This is a genomic window from Bradyrhizobium sp. CCBAU 53415 (assembly GCF_028128735.1).
Taxonomy (GTDB): domain Bacteria; phylum Pseudomonadota; class Alphaproteobacteria; order Rhizobiales; family Xanthobacteraceae; genus Bradyrhizobium.
Window position 1 is genome coordinate 175743 of the sequence record NZ_LBJF01000002.1, and the last position, 17399, is coordinate 193141.

Here is a 17399-nt window from a genome sequence, read left to right on the forward strand (position 1 = left end):
CGCAATGACGAGCAGGATAGACTCATGTCCATTCTCGAAAACACCATTTCCCCCGGCAGCGCGGCCTACCACGCCAACCGCGACGGCATGCTCGCGCTGATCGACCGCATGCGGGCGCTGGAAGAGCGCACGCGTGCGGCATCGGCGGCAGCGAAGGATCGTTTCCACAAGCGCGGCCAGCTGCTGCCGCGCGAGCGCGTCGCGCTGGTGCTCGATCCCGGTGCGCCGTTCATCGAGCTGTCGACGCTCGCCGGCTACATGTTCGACGTATCAGATCCCGCCAAGAGCGTGCCGGGTGGCGGTGTCATCGCCGGCATCGGCTTCGTCTCGGGCATCCGCTGCATGGTGAGCGCCAGTGATTCCGGCATCGATGCCGGCGCGCTGCAGCCTTTCGGCCTCGACAAGACGCTGCGGGTGCAGGAGCTCGCGCTGGAGAACAAGCTGCCTTACGTCCAGCTCGTCGAAAGCGCCGGCGCCAACCTGCTGCGCTACCGCGTCGAGGACTTCGTCCGCGGCGGCAACATCTTTCGCAATCTCGCGCGGCTTTCGGCCGCGGGACTCCCGGTCGTCACCGTCACGCACGGCTCCTCGACCGCCGGCGGGGCCTATCAGACCGGCCTCTCCGACTACATCGTCATGGTCCGCGGCCGCACCCGCGCGTTTCTCGCTGGTCCCCCATTGCTGAAAGCGGCGACCGGCGAGATCGCGACCGAGGAGGAGCTCGGCGGCGCCGAGATGCACACGCAAGTGTCGGGCCTCGGCGACTACCTCGCCGAAGACGACCGCGACGCGCTGCGCATCGCGCGCGAGATCATGGCGGCGTTGGAATGGGAACGGCCGGGCAAGACGGTCGCTCAATTCAGGCCGCCGCGCTACGACCAGGACGAGCTGCTCGGCATCATGCCGATGGACCACAAGCGCCCTGTGGACATGAAGCAGGTGATCGCCCGTATCGTCGATGATTCCGACTTCACGGAGATGGCGCCGAATTACGGCCCGGCCACCGTCTGCGGCCATGCGCGTATCGAGGGCGGGGCCATCGGCATCATCACCAACAACGGCCCGCTCGACCCGGCCGGCGCCAACAAGGCGACGCATTTCATCCAGGCCTGCTGCCAGACCCGCACGCCGATCCTCTATCTGAACAACACCACCGGCTACATGGTCGGCAAGGCCTACGAAGAGGCCGGCATGATCAAGCACGGCTCGAAGATGATTCAGGCGGTGACCTCGGCGACGGTGCCGCAGATCACCCTCTACTGCGGCGCGTCCTTCGGCGCCGGCAATTACGGCATGTGCGGGCGCGGCTTTCATCCGCGCTTCTGCTTCTCCTGGCCCAATGCCAAGACGGCGGTGATGGGCGGCGAGCAGGCCGCCGAGACCATGGCGATCGTGACGGAAGCGGCCGCCGCGCGCCGCGGCAAGCCGATCGAGAAGCACAAGCTGGACGCCATGAAGGCTGAGATCATCGGCGTGTTCGACGGCCAGATGGACGTGTTCTCGACCAGCGCCCGCGTGCTCGACGACGGCGTGATCGATCCGCGCGACACCCGCGCGGTGCTGTCCGAAGTGCTCGCGGTCTGCCGCGAGGGCGATGCGCGCACACCGCAGCGTATGCAGTTTTCGGTGGCCCGCCCATGAGGAACGGATCAGCGCAGCACCGGCCGTTTTTCAAGGTCCTGATCGCAAATCGTGGCGAGATCGCGCTGCGCGTGATGCGCAGCACGCGGCGGCTCGGCCTCGGCGTCGTCGCGGTCTATTCGGACGCCGATCGCGATGCCCTCCACGTGCGGCAGGCCGACCAGGCCGTGCGCATCGGCGAGGCGCTGCCCGCGCAATCCTATCTCAACATCCCCGCGATCATTGCCGCGGCGAAGGCCAGCGGCGCGGATGCGGTGCATCCCGGCTACGGCTTCCTCGCGGAGAACGAAGACTTCGCGCAAGCCTGCCGGGATGCCGGCCTCGTCTTCATCGGCCCGTCGCCGCAGGCGATCGAGGCGATGGGCAACAAGGCCGGCGCCAAGGAGATCATGAAAAAGGCCGGTGTCCCCATCGTGCCCGGCTATCAAGGCGCCGATCAAGGCGATGAGGTCATGCTGGGGGAAGCCAAAAAGATCGGCTTTCCCGTGATGATCAAGGCGGTGGCCGGCGGCGGCGGCCGTGGCATGCGGCTCGTCACCGATGCGGGCTCCTTTCCCGATGCTCTCCGCAGTGCGCGGTCGGAGGCAAAGGCGGCGTTCGGCGATGCCACGGTCATTCTCGAACGCGCCATCCAGAATCCCCGCCACATCGAGATCCAGGTGTTCGGTGACAGCCACGGCAACGCCATCCATCTCGGCGAGCGCGACTGCTCGGTGCAACGGCGGCACCAGAAGCTGATCGAGGAGGCGCCGTCCCCCGCGGTCACGCCGGAGCTGCGCGCGAAGATGGGGGAGGTCGCGGTCGCGGCGGTGAAGGCGCTGCGCTACGAAGGGGCGGGCACGCTGGAATTCCTGCTCGATGCGCGCGGCGGGTTCTACTTCATGGAGATGAACACGCGTCTCCAGGTCGAGCATTCCGTGACCGAGGCGATCACCGGGCTCGATCTCGTCGAACTGCAACTCCGCATCGCGCGCGGCGAGCCGTTGCCGGTGAAGCAGCACGATGTCCGCTTCGAGGGCCACGCCATCGAGGTACGGCTCTGCTCGGAAGACGCCGCGCATGATTTCATGCCGCAGTCCGGCCGCATGGCGCGCTGGCAGGTGCCCGACGGCATCCGCGTCGAGCACGCGTTGCAGTCAGGCTCGGAAATTCCGGCGTTTTACGACTCCATGATCGCCAAAATGATCAGCCATGGCGCGACGCGCGAGGAGGCGAGGGGGCGGCTGATCGTCGGCCTCGAGCAGCTCACGGCGTTCGGCGTGACCACCAATCAGGCGTTCCTGATCTCCTGCCTGCGCCATCCCGGCTTCGCCAAAGGCGAGGCGACGACGGCCTTCATCGGCGCGCATCGCGACGAACTGCTGGCATCGCGCGCGGACGCGGCATTCGACATTGCGCTGGCGGGCCTCTTGCTCTACGTCACGAACCCGCGCGCGCCGTCTTGGCAGAGTGGCCGCAGCCTGTCGGCAGCATTCCCGCTGCCTGCGAAGATCGAGATCGCCGGACACGCGCACGAACTTGAAATCACTCGCGAGCACGATGGCGGCTACACTGTCGCCGCCGAAGGCCGCAAGGACAAGTTCGAGATCGAGCAGCTCGATGCCAACGCGATCCGCTTCCGCCACGACGGTCTCATGGACAGCGCCAAGTTCCTGCGCGACGGCGACCGGCTCTACCTCCAGCATCGCGGCGTTCCGTTCGCCGTCACCGATCTCACCCTCGCCGCGCCGAAAGCGGCGGCAACGAATGGCGGCGACGGAAAGGTCCGCGCCGCCATGAATGGCCGCGTCGTCGCCGTACTGGTCAAGCCGGGCGACCGCGTCACCGCAGGCCAGCCGGTGCTGACGCTGGAGGCGATGAAGATGGAGCACGTCCACAAGGCCGGCCTCGACGGCGTCATCGCGGCGATCGACGTTGCAGAGGGTGAGCAGGTGACGACGGGCAGGATCGTGGCGGAGATCGAGGTGGGGTAGCGCTCGCGTCGTTGCGAGGAGCGACGCGACGAAGCAATCTGCATCCGGGGAAAGATTCTCGATTGCTTCGCTGCGCTCGCATGACGACAGGCGGAATTATCGACCTCGCCCCGTCCCCTCATTCAACAAACACGCCACTCGGTGCCCGTCGCCCGCATCCACCAGCGCCGGCCGCTCCGTCCTGCATCGTTCCATCGCAAACCGGCAGCGGGTGTGAAATGCACATCCCGATGGCGGATTGACCGGGCTCGGCACGTCGCCGTCGACCAGCGGCGCGAGCTTTTTCGCCAGCGGATTGGCGATCGGCACCGAGGCGAGCAGGGCCTGCGTGTAGGGATGACGTGGGTTGCGGAACAGCTCGTCCTTGTCGGCGATCTCGACGATGCGGCCGAGATACATCACGGCGACGCGGTGGCTGATATGGGCGACCACGGCGAGGTCGTGCGCGATGAAGAGGTAGGAGAAGCCGTGCCGGCGCTGCAGGTCGATCAGCAGGTTGATCACCTGCGCCTGGATCGAGACGTCGAGCGCGGATACCGGCTCGTCGCAGACGATCAGACGCGGCTCCAGCGCGAGCGCGCGTGCGATGCAGATACGCTGGCGCTGGCCACCCGAAAACTGATGCGGGAAGTTGCGCATCTGGTCGGGTCGCAATCCGACCTGCTCGAACAGTCTTGCGACCCGTGCCTCCAGTTCCTTGCCGGTTGCAAGCCCATGCACGGCGAGCGGCTCGCCGACGATGTCGCCCGCCGTCATGCGCGGATTGAGTGAGGCAAACGGGTCCTGGAACACGATCTGCATCGAACGGCGGTGCGGACGCAGTGCCGTCTTGGAAAGGTGGGTGATGTCCTCGCCATCGAGACGAATTTGGCCCGAGGTCGGCTCGACCAGCCGCAGCACGCTCCGCGCCACCGTCGACTTGCCGCAGCCGGATTCGCCGACGAGGCCGAGTGTCTCGCCGGCATGAAGGGAGAACGAGACGCCGTCGACCGAGTGCACGGTGCCGACCTGTCGTCGCAGCACGCCGGCGCGCACCGGGTAATATTTCTTGAGGTCGGTGACTTCGAGCAGCGCCTCGGTCATGCCACCTCCGCGACTTCTTCCGCGCGCCAGCAGGCGGCGAGATGGCCGCCGCCCCAGTCCGCGAGCGGAGGATATTCTGCCTCGCAGCGCTTGATCGCGAGCTTGCAGCGCGGCGCGAAGGCGCAGCCCTTCGGCAGTCGCACCAGCGAGGGGACGGTGCCCGGAATTTCGTTTAAGCGCGCCTGTGCCGGTGCGCCGGATGCAGGAACGGCCGGGATCGAGGCCATCAGCCCGCGCGTGTAGGGATGTTTCGGCGTGGCGAACAGCGCCTCGACGCCGGCTTCCTCGACCTTTCGCCCCGCATACATCACGATCACGCGCTGCGCCGTCTGCGCAACGACGCCGAGATCGTGCGTGATGAGGACGAGACCGGTGCCGAGCTCCTTCTGGAGATCGAGGATCAGCGCCAGAATCTGCGCCTGGATGGTGACGTCCAGCGCGGTGGTCGGCTCGTCCGCGATCAGCAGCGCGGGCCGGCACGCCAGCGCCATCGCGATCATCGCGCGCTGGCGCATGCCGCCGGACAGCTGATGCGGATATTCGCGCGCGCGTCGCGCCGGCTCGGGGATGCGCACCAGGCGCAGCATCTCGACGGCGATGTCGTGTGCTTCCTTCGACGAGATGTTCCGGTGCAGCCGCACGGCCTCGACGATCTGGTCGCCGATCCGCACCACCGGATTGAGCGAGGTCATCGGCTCCTGGAAGATCATGGAGATGCGGTTGCCCCTGACCGCGCGCATCTCCGTTTCATGCAGCGCCAGCAGGTCGGTGCCTTCGAGCGACACGGAGCCGCCGACGATGCGGCCGGGCGGATCGGGCACGAGCCGCATCAGCGAGAGCGCGGTCACGCTCTTGCCGCAGCCGGATTCGCCGACGATCGCCAGCGTCTCGCCGCGCTTCACGCTGAAGGAGAGGTCGTCGACAGCCTTGAAGAGGCCGGAATTGGTGAAGAACACCGTCTTCAGGTTCCTCACGTCGAGCACGAGATCGGATTTGTCCGCCATCAGCCGCGTTGCCTCGGGTCCAGGATGTCGCGCAGAGCGTCGCCGAACAGATTGGCGCCAAACACGGCGAGGCTGATGGCGATGCCCGGGAAGATCACGAGCCAGGGCGCGGTGCGGACATATTCGGCGGCTGATTCGGATAGCATGCGGCCCCACGACGGATAAGGCTCGGGAATGCCGAGGCCGAGGAAGGAGAGCGAGGCCTCTGTGAGGATGGTCGAGCCGAGCTGGGCCGTTGCGAGCACGATCAGCGGGGCCAGCGTGTTCGGCAGCACGTGGCGCAGCGCGATGCGCACCTCGCTCATGCCGATCGACTTGGCGGCCTCGACGAAAGGCTGCTCGCGTAGCGCCAGCGTGTTGGCGCGGATCACGCGCGACACGGTCGGGATCAGCGGAATGGAGATGGCGATGATGACGTTCGGCAAGGAAGGGCCGAGTGCTGCCGTCATGATGAGGGCGAGCACCAACAGCGGCAGCGCCTGAAGAACATCGGAAACGCGCTGGAATACGAGATCGACCCAGCCGGACAAATAGCCTGACGTGAGCCCGACGATGACGCCGATCGTGCCGCCGAGCGCGGTCGAGCCGATGCCGACAGCGAGCGAGATCCGCGCACCGTGGATGATGCGGCTGAACACGTCGCGACCGAACGAATCCGTTCCCATCCAGTGGGCCCAGCTCGGGCGCGCGAGCGCGCGCGCGGAATCGACCGTGAGGGGATCGTAGCGGGCGATGAAGTCGGCAAAGATCGCGGTGAGCACGAACACCGTCATGATAATGAGCCCCGCCGCGCCCAACACGTGCCGCTGCGCCAGAAACAGCACGCGCCGCCAGCCACCGGTGGCATGCGCGCCGGCTCGCCTCAGTTCAACGTCGAAGTCGATCGCGGCCAAGCTGATCTCCTAATCCGTGTACCTGATCCGCGGGTCGAACACCGCGTAGAGCATGTCGACGGTGAAATTGGCGAATACCACGACGACCGCGATGAACATCACGAGGTTCTGCACGATCGGATAGTCTCGCCAGCGGATCGCCTCCACCAGGAAGCGCGCGACGCCCGGAATGTTGAACACCGTCTCGGTGACGATCAGGCCGCCGATCAGGAAAGCCGCCTCGATGCCGATCACGGTGATGACGGGCAGGATCGCGTTCTTCAGCGCATGGTGATAGTTCACCGCGGCATCGGAGGCGCCCTTGGCGCGAGCCGTGCGGATATAGTCCTGCCTCAGCACCTCCAGCATCGAGGAGCGGGTGATGCGCATGGTCAGCGCGGCGCTGCGGAAGCCGACGGCTGCGGCCGGCACGGCGTAGGTCGCGAACGCCTCGAGCCAGGTCTGCGGATTCGGATTGAAGATCGGCATCTGGCCGAACATCGCCACCGACGCGGTGAGGATCAAAAGTCCGAGCCAGAACGAGGGCAGGGACAATCCGCTGAGGCTGACGACGCGGAGCGCGTAGTCGAGCTTCGTCCCCTGCTTCACCGCGCTGATGACGCCGAGCGGAATGCCGATCGAGGCAGAGAACAGCAGCGCAAGGCCGGCGAGCCGCGCCGTGATCGGAATCCGCGGCAATATTTCCTGCAGCGCCGGCTTCTCGGAGACGTAGGAGTAGCCGAGATCACCGCGCAGGAAGCCGCTGATCCAGTGCCAATATTGCACGATCAGCGGCTGGTCGATGCCGAGCTCCTTCTCCAGATTGGCCTTGTCGGCGGGATCGACGTAGCCGGCGGCCGCGAACAGGATGTCGACGATGTTGCCGGGCACGATGCGCAGCAGGAGGAAGATGACGACCGAGATCCCGAACAGGGTCACGAGCATCAGGAACAGGCGTCGCACCAGATAGGCAAACATCCTTCGCCCTCCGCGAGCCGCTAGTCTTCAGCCTGACGTGCTACTTGTCGAGCCACACATCCTCATAGCGAAAGCCGTTATAGGAGCTGTTCGACATGATCGTGACGCCCTTGACGTAGGGCTGCCAGCAAGTGCCGGCCCGTGCATGGAAGATGATCGGGCGGGCGACGTCCTCCTGCAGCTTCTTGTCGATATCCCAAACCAGCGGCTTGCGCTTGGCTGTGTCGGTCTCCTGCGATTGCACGTCGAACAGCTTCTCGATCTCCTTGTTGCAGTAATTGGTGTAGTTCCGTTCCGAGCCGCAGGAATAATTCTCGTAGAACGACTGGTCGGGATCGTCGACGGAGTTGCCGGTGAGGTTGAGGCCGAGCATGTAGTCCTTGCGCGCGACTTTCGGGAACCAGTTCGCGGTCTCCACGACGTCGAGCTCGCCGTCGATATAGATGCTCTTGAGCTGGTCGATCAGGATGACGGCCGGATCGCGATATTCCGCGAGGTTGCGCGTGGAGATCTTCACCGCGAGATGCTTGTCGGGGCCGTAGCCCGCCTTTTGCATCAGCTTCTTCGCCTCCTCGCGGTTCGCATTCACGTTCGGACCGTAGCCCGGAATGGTCTCGAGCTTGTCCTTGGGCATGCCCCAGATGCCTTGCGGCGGCGGCAGCATGGTGCCGCCGATATCGGCCTGGCCTTCGAACAGGATGTCGACGAAGGCCTTGCGGTCGAGCGCAAGTGCCACCGCCCGGCGGATATCGATGTTGTCGAACGGCGCTGAGGTCGAATTGACGATGATGTTGGTCGAAACGTTGGTCGGCTCGACCACGCAGATCGCGTTCGGCGCCTGCGACTTGATGTCCTTCAGCAGCGGGATCGTGATGTGCGTCGGGAAGGTCATGTCGAACTTGCCGGCGACGAAGGCGAGAATCGCGGTCGAGCGGTTCGGGATGATCGTGTACTCGATGCCGTCAAGATGGGGCAGGCCCTTCTTCCAATAGTCCGGATTCCGGGTCAGCTTGATCGATTCATTGGCCTTGAACTCGACGAATTTGAACGGTCCGGTCCCGATCGGATGGGTGCGCATGTCCGCCGGCGAGACGTGACAGGGATAGATCGGCGTATAGCCGGACGCGAGCATCGCCAGCAGCGAGGGTTGCGGCCGCTTCAGGTCGAAGGAGACCTCGAAATCGCCGTTCGTCGTGATGCCGTTGACTTCGTTGTACCAGGCCTTGCGTGGATTCTGCCGCAGCTTCTGCTGCGATTTACCCATCAGGAGATCGAAGGTGCATTTGACATCGGCCGACGTGAACGGCTTGCCGTCGTGCCACTTGACGCCTTGGTGCAGCTTGAACGTCAGCTTCTTGTTGTCGCTGCTCCAGGACCAGCTTTCGGCCAGTTCGGGCCTGAGGGTATCAGGGCTGTTCTGCGCAATGTGCTGATCGTAGATGACGAGATTGTTGAAAACCCCCATGAACGGCACGTTGACCGAATAGGTCGCGCCTTCGAGGATCGACGCGTTTGCCGGACTGTCACGATGATACATCCGCAGGACACCGCCCTGCTTGGGCTCGCCGGCGAGCGTGTTGGTTGAGGCCGTCAGCACAGATAGCGCCGCCATTGCGGCGAGCGCCCACACGCTCCGCATGCTCATCCTCCCTGGACATCGGCCTTTTGCGGCCTGTTGTCGTAACGATAGCACGCAAGTTGAGGGAGGCAACCGGTAAGGCCGCTTGCAGCCTCGACAATTCGGATGACGCAAGGCTGCAGGGCCTTCCTGGTCTCACATGTATGAGTGCAGGTGCGAAGAGGTGCGGAACTGAAGTGTCCCGCTGCTCATCAAGCACTCCGCCGTCGTCCCGGACAAGCGAAGCGCAGATCCGGAACCCATATCCAGGGAGGAATTTGCGAGGACTCGGAGTGATCTGCTCGCGCGACAACCGCTCCCTGTGGTTATGGGTCCGGGTTCGCGACTTCGTCGCGCCCCGGGACGACACCTTTTGTCTGGTCACGTCTCGCGCATGAGTGGACAGAAAGTCTCACACGATCCTTGACGCCTTATTCCCCCAATACCTGTCCCTGAGAAGCCGCTTGTACAGCTTCCCCGTCGGCAGTCGCGGCAACTCCTTCTCGAAATCGACAGAGCGCGGCACCTTCTGCCGCGACAGCGATCTTGCGCAGAACGCGATCAGCTCTTCGGCGAGAGCCGGCCCTGGCACCACGCCCGGCATTGGCTGCACCACCGCCTTCACCTCTTCGCCGAGATCGGCATTGGGCACGCCGAACACGGCGGCATCGGCGACCTTCGGATGGGTGATCAGCAAGTTCTCGCATTCCTGCGGATAGATGTTCACTCCGCCGGAGATGATCATGAAGGTCGCGCGATCGGTCAGGTACAGGAAGCGGTCGGCGTCGACATAGCCGACGTCGCCGACCGTGCTCATGCTGCCGTCGGGCGAGCGCGCTTCCCTGGTCTTCTCGGGATCGCTGAAATATTCGAAGGGCGTTGCCGTCTTGAACCAAACCTGACCTGGCGTGCCGGTCGGGCACTCCCGCATGTTCTCGTCGAGAATGTGGAGGTCGCCGAGCAGCACCTTGCCGACGGTGCCGCGGTGGCTGAGCCATTCCTCGCTGTTGCAGGCGGTGAAGCCGAGGCCCTCGGTCGCGCCGTAATATTCGTGGATGATCGGTCCCCACCATTTGATCATGTCGTCCTTGACCAGGGCCGGGCAGGGCGCGGCGGCGTGGATCGCGATCTCCAGCGAGGAAAGGTCGTAGCGGCACCGCACCTCCTCCGGCAACTTCAGCATGCGCGAGAACATCGTCGGCACCAGCTGCGTGTGGGTGATGCCCCATTGCTCGACGAGCTGGAGGTAGCGCTCGGGATCGAAACTCTCCATGATGATCACGGTGCCGCCGATGCGGATCGTGAGGTTCACGGCGGCTTGCGGAGCGGAGTGATAGAGCGGTGCGGGCGACAGATAGACCATGCCTTCCCGGTAGTGCCAGAGCTTCGTCAGAAAATCGAACAGCGGCAGATTGTGCTTCGGCGGCTCTTCGGGCAGGGGCCGCAAAATGCCCTTCGGCCGTCCCGTCGTGCCGGACGAATAGAGCATGGCAGTACCGAGCCACTCATCCCCGATCGGTGTTGTCGGCATGTCTGCGGCCACCTCCGCAAGCCCGACGATGCGTTCGCTCTCACCCGGGCCATCGGCGACGATGCAGAGCTTGACGTCGGGGCAGGCCTGGATCGCCTCGCGCGCGATGCCGAGCTTGGCAACGGACGTGATCAGGATCTTCGACCGGCTGTTGACGAGGAGATAGGCGAGCTCGCCCGGCGTCAGGAAGGAGTTGATGCAGGTGTAGTAGAGCCCGGAGCGTTCACCCGCGCCGCAGGCTTCCAGATAGCGCGAATTGTTCTCCATGAAGATCGAGTAGTGATCGAGCCGCCTCAAGCCGTGCCTGCGGAACAGATGCGCCAGCCGATTGCTGCGTACCTCGAGCTCGCGATAGGTGACGGCCTCGCCGGTCGCCGCCATGATGAAGGCGGGCTGCAGCGGGCGCAGGCGGGCATGCATACCAGTATACATCGATCCTCCGGCTTTCAATTATGCGGCGAGAAGCAGGATTTCGCGCACGTCGGCGGGGCCATCGATCCTGCGTGGATTGCGCGGAATCCAGTTCGTACGCATCGCCTGCTCGGCGATGGCATCGAAATGCTCCGGCGACACGCGCACCTCGGCGAGGCTGCGCGGCATGCCGAGCGAACGGATGAAGGCATCGAGCACGTCGGCGGCGTTGTGGCCGGGATAGCCCATCGCGGCCGCGACGATCATCTGGCGTTCGGCATTGTCGCGTGCATTCCAGCGCATCACCGCCGGCAGCATGATGCAGGAAGTGTAGCCGTGCGGCACGGCGAAGGCCGCGCCCAGGACGTAGCCGATGCCGTGGCTCGCACCCATCGGCACGCCGGCCGAAAGCGCGCCCATCGAGAGCCAGGTGCCGATCTGCGCGTCCATGCGGGCGTCGAGATCGGCAGCATCGGCCTTCACCCGCGGCAACGCGTCGGCGAGCATGGCGAGGCCCTTCACCGATTGCGCATCGGCATAGGGATGCGTCTCGCGCGAACAGATCGCCTCGACGCAATGATCGACGGCGCGGATGCCGGTGGACAGGAACAGCCATTCCGGCGTGTGCACGGTGATGGCCGGATCGAGGATGGTCGCGCGCGGCACCGTGAGCGGATGCCGCAGCATCTGCTTGACATGCGCGGCTCGGTCGGTGACGCCCGCGATCGCGCTGAACTCGCCGCCGGCGATCGTGGTCGGCACGCTGATCTGCCGCACGATCGGTGCGTTCATCTCCGGCGCGATGCCCTTGTGGACGCGAATGCGATCGATGCCTTCGATATCGTCGATGCCGTTGGCAAGGCAGAGCTGCACCGCCTTGGCGCCGTCGGTGATCGAGCCGCCGCCCACGGTGACGATCAGGTCGGCGTCCGCCTCGCGCGCCGCCCGGGTCGCGGCGATCACCGCCTCGCGCGGCGTATGTGCCGGCATCGTGTCGAACAGGCCGGCGCAACGCGGGCCAAGCGCCTCCCTGATCTTCGTGATCTCGTCGGTCTTCCGGTTGAGCGTACCCGAAACCATCAGGAACGCGCGGCGTGCTCCCAGCCGGTCCATCTGGGCGACGATGGCGCCGGCTGCAGGATGGCCGAACACGACCTCCTCGATCGCGCCGAAAACGACACGTCCCTGATGCACGCCTGTCCTCCCAGGACAATTCGTCTTGTTTTTGGTGGGACAATCTAGCCGACCCCGTCGCGCCCGTCATGTGCGAAGACGCTGGCGCCCTTTCGTCTCTTCTCCTCGCCTGCGACAGGGCAACGGCATGAGGCGATGGGCATACCGAAGTTTCCACGGCGTCAGGGCCGGGCCTGTCCCGGCCATCCACGCCCTTGCCACGAGGCAGGAAGATCGTGGGATGCCCGGGACAGGCCTGCGCAGGCCCGGGCTGACGACCCGAGAAGCGACAGGCTGGGACTCAATCCCCGAGCACGGCGGTCCACGCTGCCCTCGCGCGCGCCTGTCAACCCGCCATCCGGCCAGGCAAACTTCGAAGCGTTGCGCATGCTTTGGTCTTGCAGAGTTCATCTTGGCCACCCATCTTGTGGCGCCCGCAGGTAGAGGCGTACCCTGCTTTTTTCCGCGGTTTTTGTGCGAGGACCTGGGATGAGCGGACCGGACGGAAGCGAGCCATTTGTCAAAACGCACGATTTCGTTCGGCTCAGCGCGATCGGTGGGCTTCTCGCCGCGGCGTTCGCCCTGTCCGGCTGCGACAAGCCGGCTTCGCAGGCTGCGGCGCCGCCACCTGCGCCGGTGACCGTCGCCCAGCCCGTCAAGCGCACCGTCACCGACTGGGACGAGTTCACCGGCCGCTTCGAGGCGGTCGAAGAGGTGCAGGTACGCCCGCGCGTCGGCGGTTTCGTCAACTCGGTCGAGTTCCAGGACGGCGCGATCGTGCGCCAGGGCGATCTGCTCTACGTGATCGATCCGCGACCGTTCGAGGCGGTGGCCACGCAGGCGGAGGGCCAGCTGTCGGATGCACGGGCCAAAGTGGAGCTTGCCAAGCGCGAGCTCGACCGTGGCCTCAACCTGGTGCAGACCAGCGCGGTCTCGGAGCAGGTCGTCGATCAGCGCCGCCAGGCCTTGCAGGCCGCACACGCCGCCGAGATGCAGGCCGAAGGCGCGCTGAAGGCCGCCAAACTCAACATCGAATTCACGCATGTGACGGCGCCGCTGACGGGCCGCGTCAGCCGTCATCTCGTCAGCCCCGGCAATCTCGTGCAGGGCAGCGATAACGGATCGTCGACGTTGCTGACCTCCATCGTGACACTCGATCCGATCTACATCTATTTCGACATGGATGAGGCGACCTTCATCAAATACAGCAAGCTGTGGTTCGAGGGACGGCGGCCAAGCTCGCGCGATACGGCGAACCCGGTGCAAGTGACACTCGCCGGCGAGACCAAGCCGTCTCACGAGGGTACCATCAACTTCCTCGACAATCGCCTGGACGTCTCGACGGGAACGCTGCGCAGCCGCGCGGTGATCAAGAACACCGATCTGTCGATTCTGCCCGGCCAGTTCGGCCGCGTCCGCCTGATTGGCAGCGCGCCCTACGAAGCGCTGCTGCTTCCGGACGCCGCGATCGCGACCGATCAGTCCCGCAAGATCGTTTTCGTGGTGAAGCCTGATGACACGGTCGAAGCGCGCCCCGTGGTGCTCGGGCCGCTCGACGAGGGCCTGCGCGTGATCCGCGAGGGGCTGAAGGCAGACGATCGCGTCATCGTCAACGGCATCCAGCGCGCCCGCGTCGGAGCCAAGGTTGCCCCGCAAACGGCGCAAGCCCCGGCCGGTGGCAAGTCATGAATCTCGGCCGTCTTTCCATCAACCAGCCCATCCTGGCGATGGTGCTGTCGATCGTGCTCCTGATTGTCGGCGCGCTGGCCTACACCACGCTGCCGGTCTCCGAATATCCGCAAGTGGTGCCGCCGACCGTCGTCGTCACCACGCAATATCCCGGTGCTTCCGCGCAGACCGTGTCCGACACGGTGGCAGCTCCCATTGAGCAGGAGATCAACGGCGTCGAGGACATGCTGTATCTCTACAGCCAGGCGACCTCGAACGGCCAGCTCACCATCACCGTCACCTTCAAGCTCGGAACCGATCTCGACAAGGCCCAGGTGCTGGTGCAGAACCGCGTCGCCATCGCGCAGCCGCGCCTGCCCGAGGAAGTTCAGCGCAACGGCGTCACCACGCGCAAGAACTCGCCCGACATCCTGATGGTCGTGTTCATGCTGTCGCCCGACGACACATTCGACCAGCTCTACATCTCGAATTACGCGCTGCTCCAGGTCCGCGACCAGCTCTTGCGCATCGACGGCGTCGGCGACATCCAGATCTTCGGCGCGCGCGACTATTCGATGCGATTGTGGCTCGATCCTGACCGCATCGCCAATCTCGGCCTGACCTCGACCGAGGTGCTGGCCGCGATCCGCGCCCAGAACGTGCAGATCGCGGGCGGCCAGATCGCCGAGCCGCCGATCGCCGACCGCGCCTTCCAGCCGAACCTCACCTTCACCGGGCGCCTGAAAGATCAGAAGCAGTTCGAGGACATCCTGATCAAGGCCGGCTCCGATGGCCGCACCGTGCGCCTGCGCGACGTCGCCCGCATCGAGCTCGGCGCGCTCTCCTACACCACCAACAGCTTCCTGCTGCGCAAATCGGCGGTCGCCATGCTGGTGACGCAGCGGCCCGGGTCAAATGCGCTCGCGACGGCCAAGAACATCTCCGACACCATGACGAGGCTCAAGCAGAGCTTCCCGAAAGGCCTCGACTACAATATCGGCTACAACCCGACCGAGTTCATCGCGCAGTCCGTCCATGAGCTGATCAAGACCATTTATGAAGCCATGCTGCTGGTGGTCGTCGTGGTGCTGGTGTTCCTGCAGGGCTGGCGGCCTGCGATCATCCCGATCATCGCGATCCCGGTGTCGCTGGTCGGCACCTTCGCGGTGATGGCGGCGCTGGGCTTCTCCATCAACAATCTCACTTTGTTCGGCCTCGTCCTTGCCGTCGGAATCGTGGTCGACGATGCCATCGTGGTGGTCGAGAACGTCGAACGCCATCTCGAGCACGGTTTGAGCCGGCGCGATGCGGCGCTCAAGACCATGGAGGAGGTCGGCGGCGCGCTGGTCTCGATTGCGCTGGTGCTGTGCGCGGTGTTCGTGCCGACCGCGTTTCTCGGCGGTATCTCCGGGCAGTTCTTCCAGCAATTCGCCGTCACCATCGCGGTCGCGACCGCGATCTCCTGCTTCTGCTCGCTGACGCTGTCGCCGGCGCTGGCCTCGCTGATCCTCACGCCGCACGAGGAGAAGCGGCCGCCGGCCGCCTGGAATCTCATCGCGCGCGGTTGGAATGCCTTCACCGGCGTGTTCAACCGCGTGTTCGATCGGCTCTCGCACGGCTATGCCGGTCTTGCCAATTTCGTGATCCGGCATTCGGTGATCATGCTCCTGATCTATGTCGTGCTGATCGGCAGCGCCGGTTGGCTGATCGGGACTACGTCGCAGGGCTTCATTCCGGCGCAGGACCGCGGCTATGTCATCATCTCCGTGCAATTGCCGGGGGCGGCCTCGCTGGCGCGTACGACGGAGATCGTGCGCGAGGTCGAGCGAATCTCGCTGGATACGCCGGGTATCATCCGCGTTGCCGCCTTCGCCGGCTTCTCCGGCGCGACGCGCACGCAGGCCGGCAACGCGGCCGCACTGTTCCCGGTGTTCGATGAACCCGAGGTGCGCCTGAAGAAGGGGCTGACCGCGAACGCCATCACGGCCGAGCTGCGCAAGCGGCTCGCCGCGATCCAGGGCGCGTTCATCATCGTCATTCCGCCGCCCGCCGTGCCCGGCATCGGCACCGGCGGCGGTTTCACCATCCGCATCCAGGACCGCCAGGGCCGCGGGCCGGAGCTGCTCGCCGCGGCCACCGACGAACTTGTCGCCGCGGCGCGCAAATCGCCCTCGCTGCTCGCTCCCTCGGTGTTCTCGCCGTTCTCGGCCAATACGCCGCAGCTGTTCGTCGACATCGACCGCACCAAGGCGCAGAAGCTCGGCGTGCCCATCGCCAACATCAACGACACGATCCAGACCTATTTCGGGTCGACCTATGTCAACGACTTCAACCTGTTCGGCCGCACCTACCACGTTACCGCGCAGGCCGACTTCCCGTTCCGGAAGGAGCCAAGCGACCTCTCGCGGCTGCGCACGCGGAACGCTTCGGGTGACATGGTGATGCTTGGCAGCGTGGTCGAGTTCAAGGACGTCTCCGGTCCTGATCGCGTCGCGCGCTACAATCTCTACGCAGCGTCCGAACTCCAGGGCGAGCCGGCGCCGGGCACCAGCTCGACTACCGCGCTCAACGCCATCAAAAAGCTCGCCGACGACACACTGCCGAGCGGCTTCACCTTCGAATGGACCGACCTGTCCTATCAGCAGATCACCGGCGGCAATGCGGGCCTCTACGTGTTCCCGATCTGCGTCCTGTTCGTCTATCTCGTGCTCGCCGCGCAATATGGCAGCTGGACGCTGCCGTTCGCGGTGATCCTGATCGTGCCGATGTGCCTGCTGGCCGCCACCATCGGTGTGCGCATCATGGGCCAGGACGTCAACATCCTCACCCAGATCGGCTTTGTCGTGCTGGTGGGACTGGCGGCGAAGAACGCGATCCTGATCGTCGAGTTCGCGCGCGACATCGAGAACGAGGGCAAGCCGCGGCTGGAGGCCGTGATCGAGGCCTGCCGGCTGCGCCTGCGGCCGATCCTGATGACATCCTTCGCCTTCATCCTTGGCGTGCTGCCGCTGGTGATCTCGAGCGGCTCCGGCTCGGAGATGCGACAGGCCGTCGGCGTCGCCGTGTTCTTCGGCATGATCGGCGTCACCCTGTTCGGGCTTCTGTTCACGCCGATCTTCTACGTGGTGGTGCGGAACCTCGCGGAAGGGCGGCGGGACAAGAAGCCGGAGGTGGCGGCTTCTTGAACGGGGGTGGTTGCCACCGGCATCTCCACACTCCGCGCCGTCGTCCCCGCGAACGCGGGGATCCATAACCACATGGATGAGTTTGACGAAGGCTGGCAACTCCCAGCTCGCGCCAAACTTCTCCCTGTGGCTGGTCCCGGATCAGCGCTCCGCTCCGCTTCGCTTGTCCGGGACGACAGCGGCTATTTGGCGCGCAGAATCCCATACCAACGACCAACACGAAATCGATGGGCACGCGCGGGGTTCTTCACTAGTATCCGCG

The 17399-nt window shown here is 65.1% G+C and carries 11 protein-coding genes; 4 read left to right on the plus strand and 7 right to left on the minus strand.

Translation table 11 applies throughout. From position 1 onward, the window contains the following. The first annotated feature begins 24 nt into the window (after positions 1-24). Both XH87_RS07175 and XH87_RS07180 read left to right on the plus strand, forming a co-directional pair. Positions 25-1641, plus strand: coding sequence for an acyl-CoA carboxylase subunit beta (locus tag XH87_RS07175; protein WP_271586701.1), 1617 nt, complete (start codon positions 25-27; stop codon positions 1639-1641). Next, positions 1638-3614 (plus strand): acetyl-CoA carboxylase biotin carboxylase subunit, encoded by a 1977-nt coding sequence (locus tag XH87_RS07180; protein WP_271586702.1) that lies wholly within the window; start codon positions 1638-1640, stop codon positions 3612-3614. Before XH87_RS07175 ends, XH87_RS07180 begins: the two co-directional genes overlap by 4 nt. 96 nt (positions 3615-3710) lie before the next feature. Here XH87_RS07180 and XH87_RS07185 read toward each other — a convergent pair whose 3' ends face one another. From XH87_RS07185 to XH87_RS07215, 7 genes are all read right to left on the minus strand, one after another. After that, positions 3711-4697 carry an ABC transporter ATP-binding protein gene (locus tag XH87_RS07185; RefSeq protein ID WP_271586703.1) on the minus strand — a complete coding sequence of 329 codons (987 nt, stop codon included), beginning with the start codon at positions 4695-4697 and terminating at the stop codon, positions 3711-3713. Next, positions 4694-5701, minus strand: a complete 1008-nt coding sequence (locus XH87_RS07190) for an ABC transporter ATP-binding protein (RefSeq protein WP_271586704.1) — start codon at positions 5699-5701, stop codon at positions 4694-4696. Before XH87_RS07190 ends, XH87_RS07185 begins: the two co-directional genes overlap by 4 nt. Further along, positions 5701-6594, minus strand: coding sequence for an ABC transporter permease (locus XH87_RS07195; RefSeq protein ID WP_271586705.1), 894 nt, complete (start codon positions 6592-6594; stop codon positions 5701-5703). The genes XH87_RS07190 and XH87_RS07195 overlap by 1 nt, the downstream gene beginning before the upstream one ends. A gap of 9 nt (positions 6595-6603) precedes the next feature. Beyond that, positions 6604-7551 carry an ABC transporter permease gene (locus tag XH87_RS07200; protein ID WP_035703608.1) on the minus strand — a complete coding sequence of 316 codons (948 nt, stop codon included), beginning with the start codon at positions 7549-7551 and terminating at the stop codon, positions 6604-6606. Between the two features lie 40 nt (positions 7552-7591). Continuing rightward, positions 7592-9190 carry an ABC transporter substrate-binding protein gene (locus tag XH87_RS07205; protein ID WP_271524643.1) on the minus strand — a complete coding sequence of 533 codons (1599 nt, stop codon included), beginning with the start codon at positions 9188-9190 and terminating at the stop codon, positions 7592-7594. Positions 9191-9581: 391 nt separating this feature from the next. Continuing rightward, complete coding sequence (locus XH87_RS07210; RefSeq protein WP_271586706.1) at positions 9582-11132, minus strand: AMP-binding protein; 1551 nt, start codon at positions 11130-11132, stop codon at positions 9582-9584. Positions 11133-11150: 18 nt separating this feature from the next. Continuing rightward, on the minus strand, positions 11151-12305 hold the full coding sequence (locus tag XH87_RS07215) for an iron-containing alcohol dehydrogenase (RefSeq protein WP_158667594.1): 1155 nt from the start codon (positions 12303-12305) through the stop codon (positions 11151-11153). A 468-nt stretch (positions 12306-12773) separates the two neighbouring features. Here XH87_RS07215 and XH87_RS07220 point away from each other — a divergent pair, with 468 nt between their 5' ends. Together XH87_RS07220 and XH87_RS07225 are read left to right on the plus strand one after the other, a co-directional pair. After that, the gene (locus XH87_RS07220; protein WP_271586707.1) at positions 12774-13973 is read left to right on the plus strand and encodes an efflux RND transporter periplasmic adaptor subunit; all 1200 of its coding nucleotides are present in this window, start codon (positions 12774-12776) and stop codon (positions 13971-13973) included. Continuing rightward, positions 13970-17137 carry an efflux RND transporter permease subunit gene (locus tag XH87_RS07225; protein WP_271586708.1) on the plus strand — a complete coding sequence of 1056 codons (3168 nt, stop codon included), beginning with the start codon at positions 13970-13972 and terminating at the stop codon, positions 17135-17137. The genes XH87_RS07220 and XH87_RS07225 overlap by 4 nt, the downstream gene beginning before the upstream one ends. Positions 17138-17399 lie beyond the last annotated feature (262 nt).